The organism is Novosphingobium sp. 550D (assembly GCF_057401885.1).
In genome coordinates, this window is record NZ_CM171613.1 from 425962 (window position 1) to 444182 (window position 18221).

Below are 18221 nucleotides of genomic sequence, written 5' to 3' on the forward strand. Positions count from 1 at the left end.
GCGACTCCCGACGCGACGAACAGCCGTTTTGTTCCAGCCAACACCATTCCGGTTTGCCGCAATGACCCTGAATCAATGACCGGTTCGGATGCCCCGGCCAAAGCCCATGAATGTCGGCTCTGGGGCGATTGCAGCGTCGACCCGACCTGGAATTGGATTGGCACAGACCAACCTTGGAAATGTAGCAAACGCTCAACTTGTCGCTTGTCAACCTATCGCTGCAAGGCTTGCAAAAGCTCGGCGAACTGGGATGATGCCTATGCGATAACCGAACCCGGCCCCCTTCATTGGGATTGGGTAATGATTTTCAGATTTCTGCTGGCCGGCACTCTGTCGATGGCCATAGCTCCCGGAACCTATGCTCAGCGGGTGAACTTCCAGGCATTCAGCCCTGCGAACGGTGATCAGATACCGTTTGTAATTAGGTCGATAGGTCCAGTCACCGGAGGCCATCAGTCCAACCCCGAAGAGATCCGTGGCTTGGTCGACGATTTCGAAGCGCTCGGGTCGAAGAAATCCCTGGCTCAGGCTGATACCAGAGCGCACCACGTCCGGGCGTTAACTCAGAAAACCAACAGGGATAGGCCAGACTCCCCCCAATCGCCTGTCGATACTATGCTTCAACAAAGCCAATGCGAAAACAGGCCTTACGCCCCCAGCCCTCACCTCCCCCGAGATGCCGAGCGACGCCGCGCCATATGGTATCCGGCCATGGCTCAGGCCGCTTGCGAAGCGGGGCTGCCGGTACATCTATTCGACGCCCTCATCATCCAGGAAAGTCGATATAATCCAGTCGCCGTCAGCCCAAAGGGCGCAACGGGCCTCGCACAACTCATGCCCGCCAGCGCCCGTATCCTGGGCGTGCGCAACATCCTCGACCCGCGCGAGAACATGCGCGGCGGCGCGCGCTACCTGCGCGCTTTGCTCGATGAATTCGGCCGCTTCGATCTGGCTCTGGCCGCCTATAATGCTGGCGCAGGCCGCGTGCGGGCGACAGGCCGTGTGCCCCGCATCACTGAGACGATCCACTATGTATCGAACATTCTGGTGACAATGCAAAGGCAGCTTTCCGCGCCCATGCCACTCAGGGAATAGCTCTGGCACCCCTCATTTCGTTGCGGCTGCTGGCGACCCGAAGGGAATGCAGCCGTTTGCCCTTGCTGTGCGGGCCGAGGGGGGTTCAGAGGGTGGGAAGTTTCACGAACTCATCACGGCGCTGTCTGATCTGCTTCTGGTTGGTGACCAGTATCTCAGCGAGCCATGTCGTGAACTTTTCTTCAGCCGCCTCTGACAAAGGCTCCATCGGGAAATCGGCGCTGGCATCCACCTTCTTAAAAACGGGTGCCAGCATCCGGATGAGGATCTCCAGCACTGGCTCATCATAAGCGCTCCAATCACCGATCACCTCAATGGCAATGACCGCCTTGGCGGCATCAATCCCGACGATAGCCGATAGCCGCTTGAGATCGATGAGGCGTAAAGGCTTCTGGCCGTCAAGGAGACGTCCAAGCTGGCGGCGGCTCATCCCCGCCAATGAAGCGATTTCTGCCAATGACCGGCCATCGCGGTTAATTCGGTCCCGCAGCAAGGCGCAATGGCTCCCGGAAACCGGCGCGTCGGATAACAAGGGGGCCCCTTCTTGGGATACTATAGTATAGTCATCAGGTGGAGTGATAGGTTCGGTCATAGCTCTCCTCGGCGCGCTGCAGCGTTAACCAATACCGGCGCGGGAGGGCGACCTTTGTCAAGTTTCAGGCAAAGTCGTTGCTTTGGCTCAAAGACCCTCGTTCAGCACATGGGCACAAGCGTTGATCGCCTCGATCACGCTGACCGATCGGCCTAACCTACGGCCCGCATCGTCACGAAAATCACGCAGCCGATCATTGATTCTGGAATCGATCCGGATGTTGATCGCCACCTCGCCAACCAGAGCGTCATGATGGCAAATGCCATCCAACTTACTCAAAGGTATATGAAATATTTCGCGCCTTGATGAGGATAGCACCGTGGTCAGTAGGCGTCTGGGTGAGCAAAGCTCAAGCTCGCGCGAGGAGAGATTGTGCAGCGCCAAGCTGAGCGCCCGGAATGCCGCCGGGCTCATCTTCAAGCGATGCGCGGTCTGGGATCGCGGCTGATGACTATCCCCTGTCTGTTCCTCTTTCATTGACAGCCCCCATGTCAAACTCCTGTTTCCCCAAGATTTCAGCCCAAAGATGGGCGCTTTGCGCCCATTGATGTGCCAGATCGAAACCGGTCCAGCTTCGTTTGCGCCCCATGCTGGGCGCATCAGAAACCCCCTGTGGGCCGAATCAGTTCGAGCATACGCTCCAGCTCAGAAATTTACTTGATTTAGCGCCAATTTGGCGGGAGCCGACTTGTCGGTGAGTCCCCGTCTGGCGGAGCCTTCGGTTCGGCACAGGAAACAAATCATTCCTGGCCCTCTCGAAAGGACTTACCCCATGACGTCCCTTGCTCTGCCGGCGCCCAAATGCGCCTCGATCCTGCCCTATCTCGGCGTCGCTGTAGTGGCGGCGGCCATACTCGGCCCGGGCGCCGCCTTTGCCGGCACCGACACCTCGTTCAACACCGCGCTGACGCAGTTCACCAACTTCCTGTCCGGTTCGGGCGGCAAGGTGATCACCGTGCTGAGCCTGGCTGGCGGCATCGTCGGTCTGGCCTCCGGTCGCTTCTCGCTGGCGCAGGTTGCCGTGCCGGTCGGCACGGGCGTTGCCGCTGGCACCGGCGTGCCGATCGTCACCGCGATGGTCACCGCGACCATCTGACGAGAAGGTCGGCTGCGCGGGGAACTTGCCCCTCCCACACCCCCGCGCAGACCGGCCCGATCCCCCACAAACTCTTGTGACGGCGGGCAGCGATGGAACGCTATGCGATCCCCAAACATCTGGATGACCCCGAACTCATCGGGTTCTGGACGCTGGATGAGTTCCTGGTGATGGTCACCCCCTTCATCTGGGGCATTCTGGCTTCGCATATCGTTATCGGGCTGGTGTTCTCCACCGTGGCCTGGTTCGGTTATCGCAAACTCCGCGCCGGACGCTCGATGGCCTGGATCCTGCATTTTGGATACTGGCACCTTCCTGGCGAGTTTTTCGCCATGAAGAGCTTCCCGCCGTCCCATCTTCGCGTGTTGGCGGGCTGAGATGGACATCGATCTCGCCCACGACAAATCGCAAGGCATCCTGCGCCAGCGCAACGGCCTGGCGCTGCTCTCGCTGGTTCTAGGCCTCGTTGCGGTCGGCAGCGTGGTCTCTGCCGGCCACAAGGACCGCGAGGTCGTGCTGGTCCCGACCCTGCGCACCCCGCTCACGCTGACCAGCGCCAAGGTCTCGCCTGACTATCTTGAGATGGTGACCCGCGATGTGGCGATGGTCGCGCTCAATCGTTCGCCCCAGAGCCTGACCTACTGGATGGATTCCATCCTCGAAGTGACTGACGAGCAGGCGCGCGGCGAGGTCAAGAAGGCACTGATGAAGGTGGTGGCCGAGCAGCAAGGCTCGCAGATCACCCAGTTTTTCACGCTCGATGCGATGCACGTCGATCCCGACAAGCTGACCAGCACGGTGGGCGGCACGCTGCATACCGTCGTCGCCTCCAAAGAGGTTACTTCCGAGCATCGCACCTTCCGCTTCACCTGGACCTACAACGGCGTCTCCCTGAAGCTCAAAGGCTTCGGGATGATCGCCAAGCCGGAGGAAACGCCGTGAGTGGCCCATTCCCCGGTACCATCCCACAAGGGTTTTCCTTCATGGCCATTCTGGAATTGTCGGCAGGGGCAAGCCTTGCCCCGCGCCTTTGGTGGGCTGAGCGCGCCCTTGGCCTCGCCCTGATCGGCGTCGGCCTTGCGAGTGCTGCGCCCGCTTATGCCGATCAGACACTGCTGGTGGCCGACAATGGCACCGTCCACTGCGAGGCCTCGGCCAAGGATCTGACCCGCATTTCGCTTAAAGGTGACCAGTTCGCCTCGGTCTCCAAGGTGCAGGCAGCCAATCCTGCCGATGATTTTCAGGTGGTCAACGAGCCGCTGCGCGGGGACATCTACCTTTCCGTAGCGAATGGCTTTTCCAAGCCGACCATCTCCTTCTTCGGGACGACGCGCAAAGGCTTCGTCTACAAATTCATCTGCGCCGTGGGTGGCTCGGACGCCCGACAGGTGTTTGTCGCCAATGCAGATGTCGAGCATCCGCACCCGGTCGGTGAGACATGGCCCGCTGGCCTCTCGGCGCAGGATGCCTCGGCCCGCCTGATCGCGGCCATGTATGCCCAGAAGCCGGTCGAAGGCTTCGACATCACCTGGCGCGCGCTAGTGCCGGTCAACATCGAGACGCTGGTCGTCCAGATGGTCGGGCAATATGTGGGGGCCTCCTACACCGGCAAGCTGCTCAAGATCACCAATCGCGGCCCCAAGCCCGCTATTCTGAGCGCGGACAAGGTTGCGCCTGCTGACGCCATCGCGGTGAGCATCACCAATCCGCGTCTGGCCCCCGGTGAAGCAACCACGGCCTTCATTGTCCAGCGCAGCGCCGATGTGGGAGGTCAGCCATGAGCGCACCCACCACGCAAGGCGGCTCCGCCGCGTCGCCCACCGGCGCCGATGATCTCGCCCGCAATGCCGTCACTCGCCGCCGCCAGCAGATCGCCATGTGGGGTCTGGGCGGTGTGCTGGTGATGGCGGGCATGTGGTGGATTCTTGCCTCGCCCACACCCCAGACGGGCAGCGCCGAGAAAAAGGACGATCCCAAGGCAATCAAGATCTCGACCGATGACATGGTCAACCGCTCGATGGCCGACAAGGAATGGATGGCCCTCTCGGAGAACCAGCTCACCACGCAGGGGAACCAGATCAAGACGCTGCAGGGCGATTCCGTCCGCCTCGACCAGCTCCAGAAGCAGATCGAGGATTTGCAGGGTCAGAACCAGGCGCTCAAGACCGATGGCTCCAAGGTTCTCTCGGCCTATCAGACCGAGAACGACCAGCTTCGCTCCCAGATTTCCGCGCTCTCGACCCAGATGCAGCGGGCAACCGCCGGGCCAACCGCGCTTTATGGAACGGGCGCACCCCCGACTTATCAGCGGTCCTCCTCGATCCCCAGCGGATCGCCACTGGTGCAGCCCGCTGGTGATCCGGCCCGCTCAGCTATCGATCCGGCCAGCGCGCTACGTGCGAGCGAAGTGAAGCTACTGTCCTTCGGCGGAGATACGGGCGGGACGGGTACCCGCATGGTGCCGGGCAAAACGACCCAGTTCACCGACAGCGAGAATTACCTGCCGCCCAATTCAATCGCGACAGCCAAAGTGGTGGTGGGCGTCGATGCCACGACCAACACCAAGAGCCAGACCGACCCGCTGCCCGTCGTGCTGCGCATCACCGGCCCCGCACGCTCGGTCTATGCCCAAGGCAAGCTGCTCAAGACCAACATCGTGGGCTGCATGGTCAATGGCGCGGCGCTCGCCGATCTCTCATCCGAGAAGGTCTATGTGAAGCTCCAGCGCATGACCTGCCCGCAACCGGGCGGCAAGGTCGCGGTAAGCGAGGTCAAGGGCTTCATCGCCTTTGGCGGCAAGACCGGCGTGCGTGGCCGCGTGGTCAACCGCTCGGGCAATCTGGTGGGTCAGGCCTTCATCGCTGGCGTGCTGGGCGGTTTCGGGCGCGGCTTCTCGACCAACTCCTCGGCCTATCTGACCTCGCCAACGGTCAGCGTGAACGGTCAGCGCTCAACGCTTTCACCCTCGGACATCGCCCAGGGCGGGCTTGGTCAGGGCGTCGCACAGTCCGGCGACATGGTCTCCAAATATCTGATCGAGCGGGCCGAGCAGTACCAGCCCGTCGTCGAAATGCCGACCGGCCTCGATGTCGAGGTCGTGTTCCTCGACGGCGTCTTCATCCGCAATTGAAGGAACCCCCTTGCGTGTCTCACTCCCGATCCTTTCTGCGCCTGCTGCCCATGCTCGGGCTTGTGCTGAGCACTTTGCCGACCATCGCCGAGGCCCGCGCCGCGACGGCAACGCGCGCTCGTCCTGCTCTGGCGAGGGATGCGGCAGCGATGCGGGCTTTGACCCAGCGCCTGCCGCGCACCGCCGTCACTAAGGTCGATTGCGGACAAATCCCCGGCATCTGCGAGGTGCAGGCGGGGACCAACCTCTTCTACATCGATCCCTCGGCCCGTTATCTGATCGTCGGGCGGATCTATGACATGGAGACGCACCAGGATCTGACCGCCGCGCGCCTGCTGGCCATCAATCCTGATATGCTGGTCGGCGCGGCCGCCTCGGCCAAGGCGCAGGAGACCGACAGCGCGGGCCTCGCGCCATCACGTCCCCAATCCACTGCGGCGCCGGCCTCGGCCCCCGCTCAAAAGGTGAGCCTCGCCAGCCTTCCGGCCAATGGGGCCATCGAATGGGGGAGCGGCAATGCCAACGCGCCCAAAGTCACGGTCTTCAGCGACTTCCACTGCGGCTATTGTCGCGCGCTGCACCAGACCCTCAAGGCCACAGGTGTTCGCGTCACCGAGCGGCCGATCTCGATCCTCGGCACGCGGGCGATTTCCGAAGCCGTGATCTGCGCCGAGGATAAGGCTGCTGCCATGGAGTGGGCCTATGGCGATCAGGAGGTCGCGAAACGCGCCTGCGACACCAGCGGCCTCGACGCCAACGAGGCCTTCGCCCGTGCCCATGGCTTCACCGGCACGCCGGTGCTGGTCCGTGAGGATGGCGCGGTGTTGCTGGGCTTCCGCCCGCGTGAATTCCTCGAAAGCTGGCTCAAGGGGGGCGCCTGACCCATGCGCATGTCCTCCATCATCGCCGCGCTCGGCCTGATGCCGCTGGCCGGTTGCTCGATGTTCCACTCCAACGTCAAAGGCGGTTTCGTGTGCAGCGCGCCACGCGGCACCTGCGCGCCATCGACCACCATTGATGACAGCGCCATCCACGCGATCGACGCCGGGGCCGAGAGCAAAAACGCGCCCACGCCCAATGACGACCCCGTTGCCATTGGAACTCAGGCGGCCCCCAATCTCAAGGAGAAGAAGGCATGGACTTTTGTCGGCCCAGCTCGGCCGGTGCTCAAAATCGTCTATCTGCCCTGGCGCGATGGTTCGGGGCGCCTCCATCCCCGCACCACCGGTTTTGTCCCCGTCGACGCGCCGCTTGCTTCCGAGCTGTCCAGCGCGTCGCTCGACGCGAAAGCCATGGGCACAGGCGCCGAAATGAGCCTGCTTTCCATTGCAGAATTGGCTCCCGACATGGCGCTGATGGATCCGTCGCCCAAGCCAGCGATGCAGGCAAAGCCCAAGGCAGACGCCGCCGCTCCGATCGCTCCGGGCGATCCGGTCGCGGCGATCAAGGACAAGGTGAAGGCGACCCTGAACCAGCCCCAAGAACAGCCCGGCACGCCAAAGCCTCCGGCCTCCCAGCCAACGCAAGCGAAGACCAACGCGGCGACCTTCCCGCCGCAGGGGAACTGACGCGCCATGCTCGCCCGGCTCATCGAACTTGTCACCGGCGACAGTGAGGCGCCCGAACATCGCGCAGAATCACGCGATGTGCCGATGCTCGCCAGCTTCCTCGGCTACCGCGCCTATGCGGCTGAGACGCAGATCTTCCATCTCACCCGCTCGAAAGGCTTCATCCTCGAACTGGCCCCGCTCATAGGGGCCGATGAGCGCATCGGCGACATTCTGACCTCGATCATCTCTGATGTGCTGGTGGCGGGCTGTGAATTCCAGATCATCAATTATGCCTCGCCCCGGATCGCCGAGAAGCTGCAAGAGTGGGCCTTGCCGCGCGTCCGCGCCGGTGCGGTGTTCAACAAGCTGGCTCGCTACCGGCTCGATCTGCTGCGCGGCGGTGCCTGGGCATCGCTCGCGACCGATGGCCCCTTCCATCTGCGCCAATTCCGCGTGCTTTTTGCCGTGGGTGTTGGCGTGGGTTCTGGCGTTGATACCGAGACACTGCTTGGCATCCGCGACGGGATCACCTCGGCGCTCGATTCGATCAACGTCAAGACGCGGATCTTCAGCCCAACCGAACTCATCCGTTTCATCGACGATGTAGTCTGCCCTGCGACGGGCGCGGGCGATGACGCGCCCGATTACAGCCCGTTCGATCCGATCAACGAGCAGTGCATCCGCCGCGATCTCGTCACCCGCGTCGAGAAGGACCGGCTGATCCTCGAGGCGCCTTCGCTGCGGCCCTCAGGGCTGGTGATCGATGGCGCGCCCGAAATGGCCGACGTGAGCCCGCATGAGTTCGATGTTCGGACCATGTCGGTCCGTTATTTCCCCGAGCGCTGGGCGCCCTGGGATACGCAAAAGGTCATCGGCGACATCTTCAATCCCAAGCTCTGCCTGCCGTGCCCGGTGCTCCAGTCGATCGCAGGGATCATCCCCTCGGCCGAAACCTCCGAAGCCAAGGCAGGCTGGAAATTCACCCGCACCACGGCGCTGGCCGATGGCAAAGCCGCGCGCCTTGTTCCCACCCTCAAGACGCAATCTGCTGAATGGGAACATGTGCAGGCGCAGGTCCGTCTGGGGCAGAAGCTGGTCCAGATATATTACAGCGTCACCATGGTTTCGCCGCTCGGCCGGGGCGATGTGAATGAACGCACCCTCAAGGCGATCTACAAGGCCGCTGGCTGGGATCTGATCGACGAGACCTATCTCCAGACCGGCGGGCTACTGGCCTCGTTCCCGCTGACGCTGGCCGATGGCCTGTCGCGCGATCTCATGCGGATGCGCCGCTTCCGCACCGTGCTCTCGGCCAATGTGGCGGCGCTTGCTCCCGTCCAGGGCGAATACAATGGCGGGGCCATCCCGCACCTGCTTTTCATCGGACGGCGCGGTCAGCCCCAGTTCTGGTCGCCTTTTCAGAACAATGCCGGCAACCACAATGTCGCGATCGCTGGCAAATCCGGCTCGGGCAAATCGGTGCTGCTTCAGGATCTGACCGCCAGCCTTGCCGGGGTCAATGCCAAGACCATCGTCATCGATGATGGCCGCTCCTTCGAGCATATGGCCAAGGCCTTGGGCGGCACCTTCACCGAGTTCAAGCTCTCCTCAGGCATCTCGATCAACCCGTTCCGCATGATCGATCTCGAGCTTGCTGCGGGTGACGAGGACTATCTGGTCGACTGTCTCGCAATGCTCAAAGCCATCATCAGCCAGATGGCGCGCTACGAGAACCGCCTCAACGACACTGAGCGCGGGCTGATCGACGCCGCCGTGAACAGCGTCTGGAACGAGAAAGCGCGCGAGGGCACGGTCGATGGCATCATCGCCGCGCTGCGCGCTGCCGGTCATCCGCAGGCCGACGATCTGGCGACGGCACTGCTGCCGTTCTCAGAAGCCGGCACCTATGGCCCGTTCTTCCTTGGCGACACCAATCTCGACCTCTCAGCCGACCTGACGGTTTTCGAGCTGTCGGACCTCTCCTCGCGCGAGGAACTGCGCAGCGTGGTCCTGACCTCGATCATGTTCGTCGCCTCGCAGACGATGAGGAAGCTCGACCGCCAGATCCCCAAGGCGCTCATCATCGACGAGGCCTGGGCGATGCTGAAGGGGGGCGCGATGGCGGATTTCGTCGAGACCTATTCGCGCACCTGCCGCAAATATGGCGCCTCGCTCATCACCGCGACCCAGTCAATTAATGACTTCTACAAGTCGGGCGGCTCGAAGGCAGCGCTGGAAAACTCCGACTGGATGCTGGTGCTCCAGCAGAAGCCCGAGACCATCGCGGATTTCCGCAAGTCCGACCGTTTCGAGATGGACAATTTCACCGACGCGCTGCTGCGTTCCTTGAAGCGCAACGGCACGGAATATTCCGACCTGCTGATCCGAGGCCCGGACACACAGACCGTCTGCCGCCTCGTGCTCGATCCCTTCTCAGGCACGCTCTATTCGTCGAGCCCCGCCGTCTATGCCCGGATCGAGGCCGAAGTCGCGCGCGGCGCCACCATGGCTGAGGCCATCGAATGCGTGGCTTACGGCCTTGATAGTAGCGCCAAGGGAGCACGGCAATGACCCCGCGGCGCTCCGGCACGAAAGCCACCTCCATCAACTGGGGCGCGGTGGCCGCCTGCGCTCTGCGCCTGACGGGCTGGTTTGCCGTCAATGTGCTGGCCGCTGCCGGCGTTCTGGCTCTGATCCTCTTTGCGATCGGCGACTTCTCGCTGCCCGTCACCATGGCGCAGCTCGCCAATCTCGCAGACCGCTATGTCGCGGCCAACGCCATCCGCCGCGACCAGTTCGACAGCCAAGTCATTATCGGCTTCTTCGCGATCCTGTTGACTGTCGCCTTCTTCCGCCGCGGCGGCTTTGCGCGGGCCTTCGAGGACGCCTCCGACAAAGGGAAACCCTCCGATGCACGATGACAACCCGCTGCCGCAGGGAGAATTGCCCTTGGGGCTCAAAGCAATTCCCACGCCTGCTGCCGTGACCGGCAGGCGCCGCTCACTGGTGGCCTTCTTTGCCAGCAATCGCCGCCAGATCCTCGCCATGGGCCTTTCCGGCGCTTGCCTGCTCTGGGGAAGCTGGACCACGCACAAGCTGCTCGGCCTCGAGCAGCGCGTGACCACGATCCGGAAAGTGGCACTGGCCGACCTCGTGCGGGACTACGTTCAGGCCGAGGCCCGAAGCGGCGCCACACCTGACCAGATCACGGCGGAAACCGGCGCCTACATCAAGGCGCTCAACCTCGCGGTCGCTCGCCACGCGGCGAAGGGCGAGGTTCTGCTGCTGAGCAATGCTGTGGTCGCTGGCGATGTCCCTGACATCACGCCCCAAGTCCGCGACGAAGTCACGGCCAGCCTGGCCAAGCCGGCCTCATCTCAGAGCCCCGCCGTGCAGATGCAGCAGTTCTTCGATGCCAAGGGAGCCGACCATGGCAGCAGCAAGTGAAGCTGCGCCAGTCGCGGCACCGCGCGCGTCGTCGTTGCGTCTCAAGCTCGGCGGGATAGCGCTGATCGGCGGCGCAGCGCTTGGCTGGTCCGCACTCAAGGATTGGCACGATCACCACGCCATCCTCATCAACGCGAGCGAATCGCTCCCCAACTGGGCTTTGCTGGTCGAGACCGGGCGCTTTCCCGCGCGCGGTGACTATGTCGTTTTCGCGCCCGGTCATGATCCGTTGGTCATCAAGCATTTCGGGGCTGATCCCAAGCCCTTCGCCAAGATCACCTATGGCGTGTCGGGCGATGTCGTCACCCGCACAGGCGACGCCGTGCAGGTGAATGGCAAGACCATCGCCCACTTGAAGCCCAAGACCCATCAGGGCGAGGATCTGGTGCCCGGCCCGCTTGGCACAATCCCGCCAGGCTGTATCTATGCCGGAAGCCCGCACAGGGACGGGTTCGACAGCCGCTATGCCGCGATCGGCTTTGTCTGCCGCGACCGGTTGATCGGCATCGGGACGCCGATTCTGTGATGCGCGCCGGTCCCGCCTCGATCCTGCTCGCCGTGCTGGGGATCGGCTCAGCGCCGATGATGGCGAGCGCCCGCGATTTCGGGACGTTTGGCCCGACCTGGTCGATTGCCGAGCCGGATCTGCTCGCGGTCATCAAGGCGCGCCTCGAGGCTGCGCGGCAGAACGGCAAGCTCGATGCCATGAACCAGCGCTTTGTCGAGGCGGCACAGGCCAGCGTACGCCGGCCCCACGCTGTGGCAGGGATCACGCCGGCCACCAGCGACAGGCGCTGGAGCTTTGATCCGAGCGTCACGCTCTCTCAGGACATCCGCGATGCACGCGGCAACCTGATTGCCGCACAGGGCCAGCGATTCAATCCGCTGACCCATCTCAATCTCGCCCACAGCTTCGCCTTCATCGATGGGGATAGTGCGGCTGAACGCGAGTGGGCCATGCGCCAGGGGGCGCCGGACAAGCTCTGGATCGTGCTGGTCAAAGGCTCGCCCACCGATCTCATGAAGGCAACCCAGCGCCGGTTCTATTTCGACCAGATGGGGAGCCTCACGGGCAAGTTCGGCATCGCCCATACGCCCGCTTTGCTCGTCCAGCAGGGCGACCATCTCGACATCCGCGAAGTCGCGCTGCCGCAAGCCGGAGAACGCCGATGAAGCGCATCCGCCCTGTCTTCTGGCAACGCTTTGGGCGTGGTCTTCGCACCGGCAAGGCAGCGCGCCGCGCGCCCCGTCGCCGCTTGGGCAAATTCTGGGCGATGCTCGCCGCTAGCCTGGCGTTGGGTTCGGCGCAGGTGGCGCAGGCGCAGGGATCACCTACTTGCCACGGCCATTTCCCCAATCCCATCAGCGACATCTGCTGGGACTGCTTCTTTCCGCTCTCGATCGGCGGCTTCCACCTCTGGCCGAGCGACAAGCCCGATCCGTCCAATCCCAGCCTGCCGGTGTGCCTCTGCGGCATCCGACCGGGCCTATCCTTCGGATTCTGGGAGCCGGTGCGGCTGATCGACGTGACGACCAAGCCCTTCTGCTTCCCCAACCTTGGCGGGCTGACGATCAATCCTGGCATGTATGTGGGCAACGGCCATGTCTCGACCGCCTCACAGAAGGGCGGCAACACGCAGATGAGCGCCCAGTATCAGGCACATTATTACGTCTACCCGCTGTTCTATCTGCTCGAACTGCTGGGGGATTTCATCTGCTTTGAATCCGCCTCCTTCGATCTGGCCTATATGACCGAGATCGACCCGACCTGGAACGATGATACGCTGGCCGCGCTCGTCTATCCTGAGACCGTGGTCTTCGATTTTCCGCTGGCGCAGGTTGCTTGTGCTGCCGATTGCGTCGCCGCCACCGCCGCGCTGCCGCTCGACCAACTCTTCTGGTGCGCAGGCTGCAATGGCTCGATGTATCCGATGACCGGCAACATCGGTAACAACGATACGATGGACCAGTCGATGCGGCTTGCGGCCGAGCGCATGGTCTTCAAGATGCACCGCACCGCGCTGGCCTGGGGCACGATGGGGGATCAGGGCCTCTGCGGCAAATATATCATGCCGATCATGCGTAAGCAGCAATACCGGCTGCAAATGGTCAATCCGGTCGCGGCCACCTCAGGCCGCTATGCCTGCCAGCCTCCCGGTGGATCTACGGCTGTCCAACTCACCTCGCACACCTATCCGGTGGTGGGCGAGGATGTGGGCTACCTCCTGTGGCGCAAGCGCAATTGCTGCGCGTTCTGATGGGAGGGACAAAGATGCGCAAATCTCTCCTGTTGCTCGGCTCACTGGTCGCCCTCGGCGGTGTCGGCACGGTGCTGGCCCAGACCACGGTCGATGGCCTCGATCTCGATGCCATCAACAAGGCAGCGCAGGCCCATGCCCGCAACCTCGGTCAATTCGTCGACCAGGTGCTGGGCCATCAGGCCGAGGCCAACGCTGATCTGGCTGAGGATGTCGAGGCGCTGGTCGAGCGTTCTCAGGCCAAGGTGAAGGCTGAGGCCGCTGTTCGAGCTCAAATGGCCCCGACCGGCGATGCAGTCGATCTCGATGCGCTGGTGGCGGATGCTGGCCACAGCATGGCGCCATCCCCGCAAGCTGCCCCGATGCTGATTGCCTTTGCCAGCCTGTCGATGCCGCCCGAGTCCCTGAAACGAATGATTGCCGACGTTTCCAAGGCGGGCGGCATGGTGGTCTTCAGGGGGTTCTCGCCCGGTGGCCCCAAGCCCTTCATGGCAGCGCTCCACGAAGCTATCGGCGATACGTCCGGCGCTCATGTCAGCATCGATCCGCGGCTTTTCCGTGCCTTTGGCATTGAGGCGGTGCCCACCTATGTCGCGGCTTCGTCCAGCTTCGACCTGTGTTCGGGCGAGGACTGCGCCAGCAGACCCACGCCTTATGACCGCATCGCCGGCAACGTCACCACCCATTTCGCGCTCGAGACCATCGCGCAAGGTCGTGGCCCGGGCGCGCCGGTTGCAAAACAAGCGCTGGCCAATCTGGACCGCATGCCATGAGGGGGCGCGCGATCTTGCTGGTGGGTTTGGCTTGCCGGGCATTGCTCGCTAGCGCGCCACTTTCCGCCCAGACCGTCGATCCCAAGGCTGCGGCCAGCGCGATTGCCAGCCAGTTGCAGGGCCAGGTCACCGGCAATGTCACCAGCCAGTCCGCGCCCAATGCCGTGCCGGGCTATGGCGGCGCCGATCTGCCGCAAGGCCAGTATCTGTCCAACCCGAACAGCCTTGCAGGGGACGGCGCGGTCGCCGCAGTCACCTCGCAGCCCTATGCCATCGTCACCAACCCGAACCGACCAGTGGTCGATGCCTCAAGCCTTGGCCTCTCGAGCGCCAAGCAGGTCGAGAGCAGCCCGACGAGCTACACCGGGATAGTGGGGAGTTCACAGGGCAATTGCCAGCCCATTCCGGCCAGCAGCGGCACGAGCAGCACCTATTACGATTCCTGCCAGATTGGCACGGCCGAAACCGACAGCAGCTTCTCCTGCACGATTGGCTGGACCAACCAGTTCACCAGCGCCTACCAATACACCTGCCACACCTCGGAATGGGACATCTACAACCCCAACACCGGCGGCACGTTCTATTGGGGCGAGGTTTCAGACTGTGGCAGTTTCGCCAGCCAGTCTTCCTGCACGCAGGTCAGCCAGACCAAGAAGCCCTCGGTCACCAACTGGCCGCCCGGCGCGGGCCTCGGCATGGTTTTCACCGAGACCGACACGACCTACAATTGCGGCGCGCAGACCAATTACGGCGCGAGTGCCTCGAAGACCTATTGCATCAATCACACGACGCTCTGCTTCGAGCCTCCGCCGCAGGATCAGGCGCCGGGTGTGCCGGGCGCGGCCTATGTCGGGCCAATCCAGATCTATCAGGGCTCGAGCGTCGACAATGCCGATTGCCAGGCCAAGCTGAAGGCTCTGCCCACGGGCCAGACCTGCCTGCAACCCAGCCAGGTCTGCGTCGAGGCCTCGCCAACAACTCGCACCATCAATGGCGTCGCGGTCACGCACGATTGCTGGCAATGGCAGGCGAGTTACCAGTGCAGCACACTCTCGAATGCGAACGACTGCGCAACGCTGTCGGCCAAGAGCAATTGCAGCTTCGACCACGAGGTCTGCCTCGACAGCCCGCAGGTTGGCGCCTGCCAGGTCAAGAGCGAGGTCTACAAATGCACGACCCCGGCCACGAGCCAGACCACCCAGGCCTATTCGTGCAGCGGGGACGTCTATTGCATCGATGGAAGCTGCACCCAGCTTCCGACCTCGCCAGCGCCTGATCTGGCCAAGACCTTGGTCGCGATGAACGCGATGAAGGACGCCAAGCAGCAGTTTGACGCCAACAAGCTGACGATCTTTGATGGCGATGCCACCGGCTGCCACAAGCCGCTGTTCGGCCTTGTCAATTGCTGTGCAGGCAAGGTTTCCGGCCTGTTGACCGGCGCTGCGGCCGCCACGGCCGCCATCGGCCTCGCCTCGGGCAATCCGGCCATGCTGCTTGGCCTTGTAACCCAGTTCCTGCCACTCTTCATGTGCTCGGGCGAGGAGATGCAGCTCGACGTCAAGGACCGCATGGGCCTGTGCCACTATGTCGGCGAATATTGCTCGCAAAAAGCCCTCTTCGTCTGCACAACCATGCGCAAGAGCTACTGCTGCTACCAGTCCAAGCTCGCCCGCGTAATCCAGGAACAAGGCCGCGCGCAATTGGGGCTGGATTTCGGGAGCCCGCAATCGCCCACCTGCACCGGCTTCACCGTCGACCAGTTCTCCAAGCTCGACCTCTCCAAGATGGATTTCGCGGAAGTCTTTGCCGACTTCACCAGCGCCGTGTCGCTGCCCGCCTCGCTCCAGACCTCCGCCCAGATCCAGCAGAAGGTCCAAGCCTACTACCAAACCCATGGTCAAGGATCCTGACGCCATGCGCAAAGCTTCACGCCCGATCACCGCCACGTTCGCCGCCTTGCTCGCTGGCGTCAGCCTTCTTGCGGCCAGCCCGCTCATGGCGATGGACAGCCCACAAGCCAGCCTCACACTGGAACAGGAGGACACGTCCAATCGTGAGGATGTGAACCCGTCCACGCGTGAACAGTTGGACAGCGCCACAGGTGAACATGTGGACACGTCCAGCGTTACCGGCGATCCCTTCTATTGCGGCGAGCGTAAGCTGGGCACCTGGTTCTACTGCGAGCGCCCGAAACCCAAGCCCAGCGAGCCGGCGGCCTCGGCCAGCGCCGCCTCTCCAACCTACCGACAGCAGCTCGACAAGATCGGCGCGCGCCTTGAGGAACTAAAGGCCAAGGCAATCCTCGAGCCAACCTCGGACAACATCATCGCCTATGTCCGCTACCAGCGCGAGCAACTCGACCGCGCCTCGACCTTTGCCGATGTCTGGGAACGCGCGATCTGGCAGCACCCCGATCTCGATTACACGCTCCAACGCCCGGTCAGCACGCTGGGCAAGACCGCATGGCTCGCCCAGCGCAAAACCGACCGTGAGGCCGTCATCGCCTCGCTCTCGGAACGCTATGGGCTGTTCTTCTTCTACTCGTCGTCCTGCGGGGCCTGCGAGGTGTTCTCGCCCATCGTCCGAACGCTCTCGGACAAATACCACCTCTCGGTCCTGCCGGTCTCGATGGACGGTGGCCCGACACCCGCCTTTCCGCGCTATGTCGTAAACCAGGGGCAATATGAGAAGATGGGCCTTGAAGGCGGTCAGGTACCGGCGCTCGTGCTCTTCGACACTTACCTCAAGAAGCCGATCCCGATCGGTTACGGCATCATGGCCGAGGACGAGGTGCTGCAACGCATCTTCTACCTCACCAGCGTCAAGCCGGGGAGCGACTTCTGATGCGCTGGCCCCAAGCGATCCGCCATTGGCTGGCCCGCGCGGTCACGGTGCTGGCGCTGGGCAATCTGCTCTGCGTCCAGACTGCGCAGGCTGATGTGAACGGCCAGCTCAATTCGTTTTTCTCGAACCTCGGCGGGGCGGCTAATGCCACCGGCCCCGTTGCCTATAACGGCCAGCAGGGCGGCTATTACTCTGGAGGAAACCTCTGGGTCCGTTTTCCCGCCCAGACGACCTACCAGTTGGGCTCGCTGCAAATGCCCAGCGTCAAGGCAGGCTGCGGCGGCATCGACATTTTCACGGGCGGTTTTTCTTTCATCAACACCGACCAGATCGTCGCCGCCATGAAGGCTGCGGCCAATGGCGCGCTGGCCTTCGTCTTCGACCTCGCGATCAACGCCATCTCCTCGCAGATCGGAACCTCGATCGAGAAGATGATGCAAAAGGTCCAGCAGTTCACCCAGCACAGTCTCGATGCCTGTCAGGCAGGCCAACAGGTGGCAGCCGGCCTTGCCGGTATGGTAGGGGCGCGCGACAGCCAATTCTGCAAGATCATCGGCAACAGTCAGGGCGTTTTCTCTGACTGGGCATCGTCCGAGCAGGGCTGCGGCACAGGAGGCAGCCAAAGTTCGACCATCAAGGGGAACTCGGACAGCACAATCCCGGCCGGCCCCTACAATTACACTTGGGTAATGCTGAGCCAGAAATACCCAAGCTTCGACACCGCCTTCAAACAATATCTGATGAGCCTTGTCGGCACGGTGATCTACCAGCCCGGCACCAGCGACACCCAAGGCCCAACCTTCAAGTTTCTTGGCCAAGGCGATCCAGCGCTCATCACCGCGCTGCTCGATGGCGGCAACAGCGCCACCATCTATGCCTGCGACACCACCGACAAGTGCCTCAACCCCTCGCAGACCAGCCTCTCGGTCAGCACCGCCAATGCGCTCAAGACGCGGGTCTACAACCTGCTGATCGACATTGCCGGGCGCATTCAGGGCAACCAGCAACTGACGTCGGAAGAGATCGGCCTGCTCGGCGCGACCACGATCCCGCTCTACAAGATCATGGTGGTCAATGCCGCAGCGAGCTTTGGCGGCATGAACACGGCTGACATTTCCAGCCTTGCCGAAATCACCTCGGTCGACCTGCTGGAAACCATCGTTGGCCAGTTCTACAGACTCGTGACTGACGGCCAATCTTCCTTCCAGAACGCCGATCCGCTGACCCTCAAGCAGTGGCAGGATCAGCTCCGCGATGTGACCAAGACGCTGGACGCGCAGGTCGTCCATAATTCCGAGCGGCTGACCCGCACCGAGCAGATCCTCGAGCGAACGATCCGCATCGAGGCGACGCTACGCAACACCATGTCCCCCCAGATGACCGCCGCCCTCCAGTTCGAGAGATCGCTCGGCCAGCACCCCCTTCAGTGAGATCAG

General features: G+C 62.9%; 21 protein-coding genes. 18 read left to right on the forward strand and 3 right to left on the reverse strand.

Annotated features, from left to right (window positions below; all coding sequences use genetic code 11):
- Nucleotides 1-207: 207 nt before the first annotated feature.
- The gene (locus AC2S2E_RS02055) at nucleotides 208-549 is read right to left on the reverse strand and encodes a hypothetical protein (RefSeq protein WP_486523529.1); all 342 of its coding nucleotides are present in this window, start codon (nucleotides 547-549) and stop codon (nucleotides 208-210) included.
- 162 nt (nucleotides 550-711) lie between these two features.
- Here AC2S2E_RS02055 and AC2S2E_RS02060 point away from each other — a divergent pair, with 162 nt between their 5' ends.
- Nucleotides 712-1095, forward strand: a complete 384-nt coding sequence (locus tag AC2S2E_RS02060) for a lytic transglycosylase domain-containing protein (protein WP_127709580.1) — start codon at nucleotides 712-714, stop codon at nucleotides 1093-1095.
- A gap of 85 nt (nucleotides 1096-1180) precedes the next feature.
- Here AC2S2E_RS02060 and AC2S2E_RS02065 read toward each other — a convergent pair whose 3' ends face one another.
- Together AC2S2E_RS02065 and AC2S2E_RS02070 are read right to left on the reverse strand one after the other, a co-directional pair.
- A complete protein-coding gene (locus AC2S2E_RS02065; RefSeq protein WP_246027394.1) occupies nucleotides 1181-1687 on the reverse strand; it encodes a helix-turn-helix domain-containing protein in 507 nt (168 codons plus the stop codon).
- A gap of 87 nt (nucleotides 1688-1774) precedes the next feature.
- Nucleotides 1775-2164: a hypothetical protein gene (locus tag AC2S2E_RS02070; RefSeq protein WP_246027393.1), complete on the reverse strand. Its 390-nt coding sequence runs from the start codon at nucleotides 2162-2164 to the stop codon at nucleotides 1775-1777.
- 295 nt (nucleotides 2165-2459) lie between these two features.
- Between AC2S2E_RS02070 and AC2S2E_RS02075 the strand changes: the two genes are divergently transcribed.
- The 17 genes from AC2S2E_RS02075 to AC2S2E_RS02155 all read left to right on the forward strand — a co-directional run bounded on the left by AC2S2E_RS02075 (nucleotide 2460) and on the right by AC2S2E_RS02155 (nucleotide 18215).
- Nucleotides 2460-2783 carry a hypothetical protein gene (locus AC2S2E_RS02075; protein ID WP_127709378.1) on the forward strand — a complete coding sequence of 108 codons (324 nt, stop codon included), beginning with the start codon at nucleotides 2460-2462 and terminating at the stop codon, nucleotides 2781-2783.
- A gap of 92 nt (nucleotides 2784-2875) precedes the next feature.
- Nucleotides 2876-3160: a type IV conjugative transfer system protein TraL gene (gene traL, locus AC2S2E_RS02080; RefSeq protein WP_008065174.1), complete on the forward strand. Its 285-nt coding sequence runs from the start codon at nucleotides 2876-2878 to the stop codon at nucleotides 3158-3160.
- A gap of 1 nt (nucleotide 3161) precedes the next feature.
- A complete protein-coding gene (locus AC2S2E_RS02085) occupies nucleotides 3162-3725 on the forward strand; it encodes a type IV conjugative transfer system protein TraE (protein ID WP_127709376.1) in 564 nt (187 codons plus the stop codon).
- A 41-nt stretch (nucleotides 3726-3766) separates the two neighbouring features.
- The gene (locus AC2S2E_RS02090) at nucleotides 3767-4564 is read left to right on the forward strand and encodes a type-F conjugative transfer system secretin TraK (RefSeq protein WP_127709374.1); all 798 of its coding nucleotides are present in this window, start codon (nucleotides 3767-3769) and stop codon (nucleotides 4562-4564) included.
- Complete coding sequence (locus tag AC2S2E_RS02095; protein WP_127709372.1) at nucleotides 4561-5913, forward strand: TraB/TrbI/VirB10 family type IV secretion system protein; 1353 nt, start codon at nucleotides 4561-4563, stop codon at nucleotides 5911-5913. The genes AC2S2E_RS02090 and AC2S2E_RS02095 overlap by 4 nt, the downstream gene beginning before the upstream one ends.
- 50 nt (nucleotides 5914-5963) lie before the next feature.
- Entirely contained in the window at nucleotides 5964-6794 is an 831-nt protein-coding gene (locus tag AC2S2E_RS02100; protein WP_486524527.1) for a DsbC family protein, read from the forward strand.
- A gap of 9 nt (nucleotides 6795-6803) precedes the next feature.
- Nucleotides 6804-7481 carry a hypothetical protein gene (locus tag AC2S2E_RS02105; protein ID WP_486523531.1) on the forward strand — a complete coding sequence of 226 codons (678 nt, stop codon included), beginning with the start codon at nucleotides 6804-6806 and terminating at the stop codon, nucleotides 7479-7481.
- Nucleotides 7482-7487: 6 nt separating this feature from the next.
- On the forward strand, nucleotides 7488-10034 hold the full coding sequence (traC, locus tag AC2S2E_RS02110; RefSeq protein WP_486523532.1) for a type IV secretion system protein TraC: 2547 nt from the start codon (nucleotides 7488-7490) through the stop codon (nucleotides 10032-10034).
- Entirely contained in the window at nucleotides 10031-10384 is a 354-nt protein-coding gene (locus AC2S2E_RS02115) for a hypothetical protein (protein WP_127709367.1), read from the forward strand. Before traC ends, AC2S2E_RS02115 begins: the two co-directional genes overlap by 4 nt.
- Nucleotides 10374-10910, forward strand: a complete 537-nt coding sequence (locus AC2S2E_RS02120; protein WP_127709365.1) for a TrbI F-type domain-containing protein — start codon at nucleotides 10374-10376, stop codon at nucleotides 10908-10910. The genes AC2S2E_RS02115 and AC2S2E_RS02120 overlap by 11 nt, the downstream gene beginning before the upstream one ends.
- A complete protein-coding gene (locus AC2S2E_RS02125; RefSeq protein ID WP_164852730.1) occupies nucleotides 10894-11436 on the forward strand; it encodes a S26 family signal peptidase in 543 nt (180 codons plus the stop codon). Before AC2S2E_RS02120 ends, AC2S2E_RS02125 begins: the two co-directional genes overlap by 17 nt.
- Nucleotides 11436-12083, forward strand: coding sequence for a type-F conjugative transfer system protein TraW (gene traW, locus AC2S2E_RS02130; RefSeq protein ID WP_127709363.1), 648 nt, complete (start codon nucleotides 11436-11438; stop codon nucleotides 12081-12083). The genes AC2S2E_RS02125 and traW overlap by 1 nt, the downstream gene beginning before the upstream one ends.
- On the forward strand, nucleotides 12080-13168 hold the full coding sequence (traU, locus tag AC2S2E_RS02135) for a conjugal transfer pilus assembly protein TraU (protein WP_246027392.1): 1089 nt from the start codon (nucleotides 12080-12082) through the stop codon (nucleotides 13166-13168). Before traW ends, traU begins: the two co-directional genes overlap by 4 nt.
- 14 nt (nucleotides 13169-13182) lie before the next feature.
- Nucleotides 13183-13941: a type-F conjugative transfer system pilin assembly protein TrbC gene (gene trbC, locus AC2S2E_RS02140; RefSeq protein WP_127709361.1), complete on the forward strand. Its 759-nt coding sequence runs from the start codon at nucleotides 13183-13185 to the stop codon at nucleotides 13939-13941.
- Nucleotides 13938-15851, forward strand: coding sequence for a conjugal transfer protein TraN (locus AC2S2E_RS02145; RefSeq protein WP_127709359.1), 1914 nt, complete (start codon nucleotides 13938-13940; stop codon nucleotides 15849-15851). The genes trbC and AC2S2E_RS02145 overlap by 4 nt, the downstream gene beginning before the upstream one ends.
- A complete protein-coding gene (locus tag AC2S2E_RS02150) occupies nucleotides 15835-16785 on the forward strand; it encodes a conjugal transfer protein TraF (protein WP_127709357.1) in 951 nt (316 codons plus the stop codon). Before AC2S2E_RS02145 ends, AC2S2E_RS02150 begins: the two co-directional genes overlap by 17 nt.
- Nucleotides 16785-18215, forward strand: a complete 1431-nt coding sequence (locus tag AC2S2E_RS02155; RefSeq protein ID WP_486523533.1) for a conjugal transfer protein TraH — start codon at nucleotides 16785-16787, stop codon at nucleotides 18213-18215. The genes AC2S2E_RS02150 and AC2S2E_RS02155 overlap by 1 nt, the downstream gene beginning before the upstream one ends.
- Nucleotides 18216-18221: the final 6 nt, after the last annotated feature.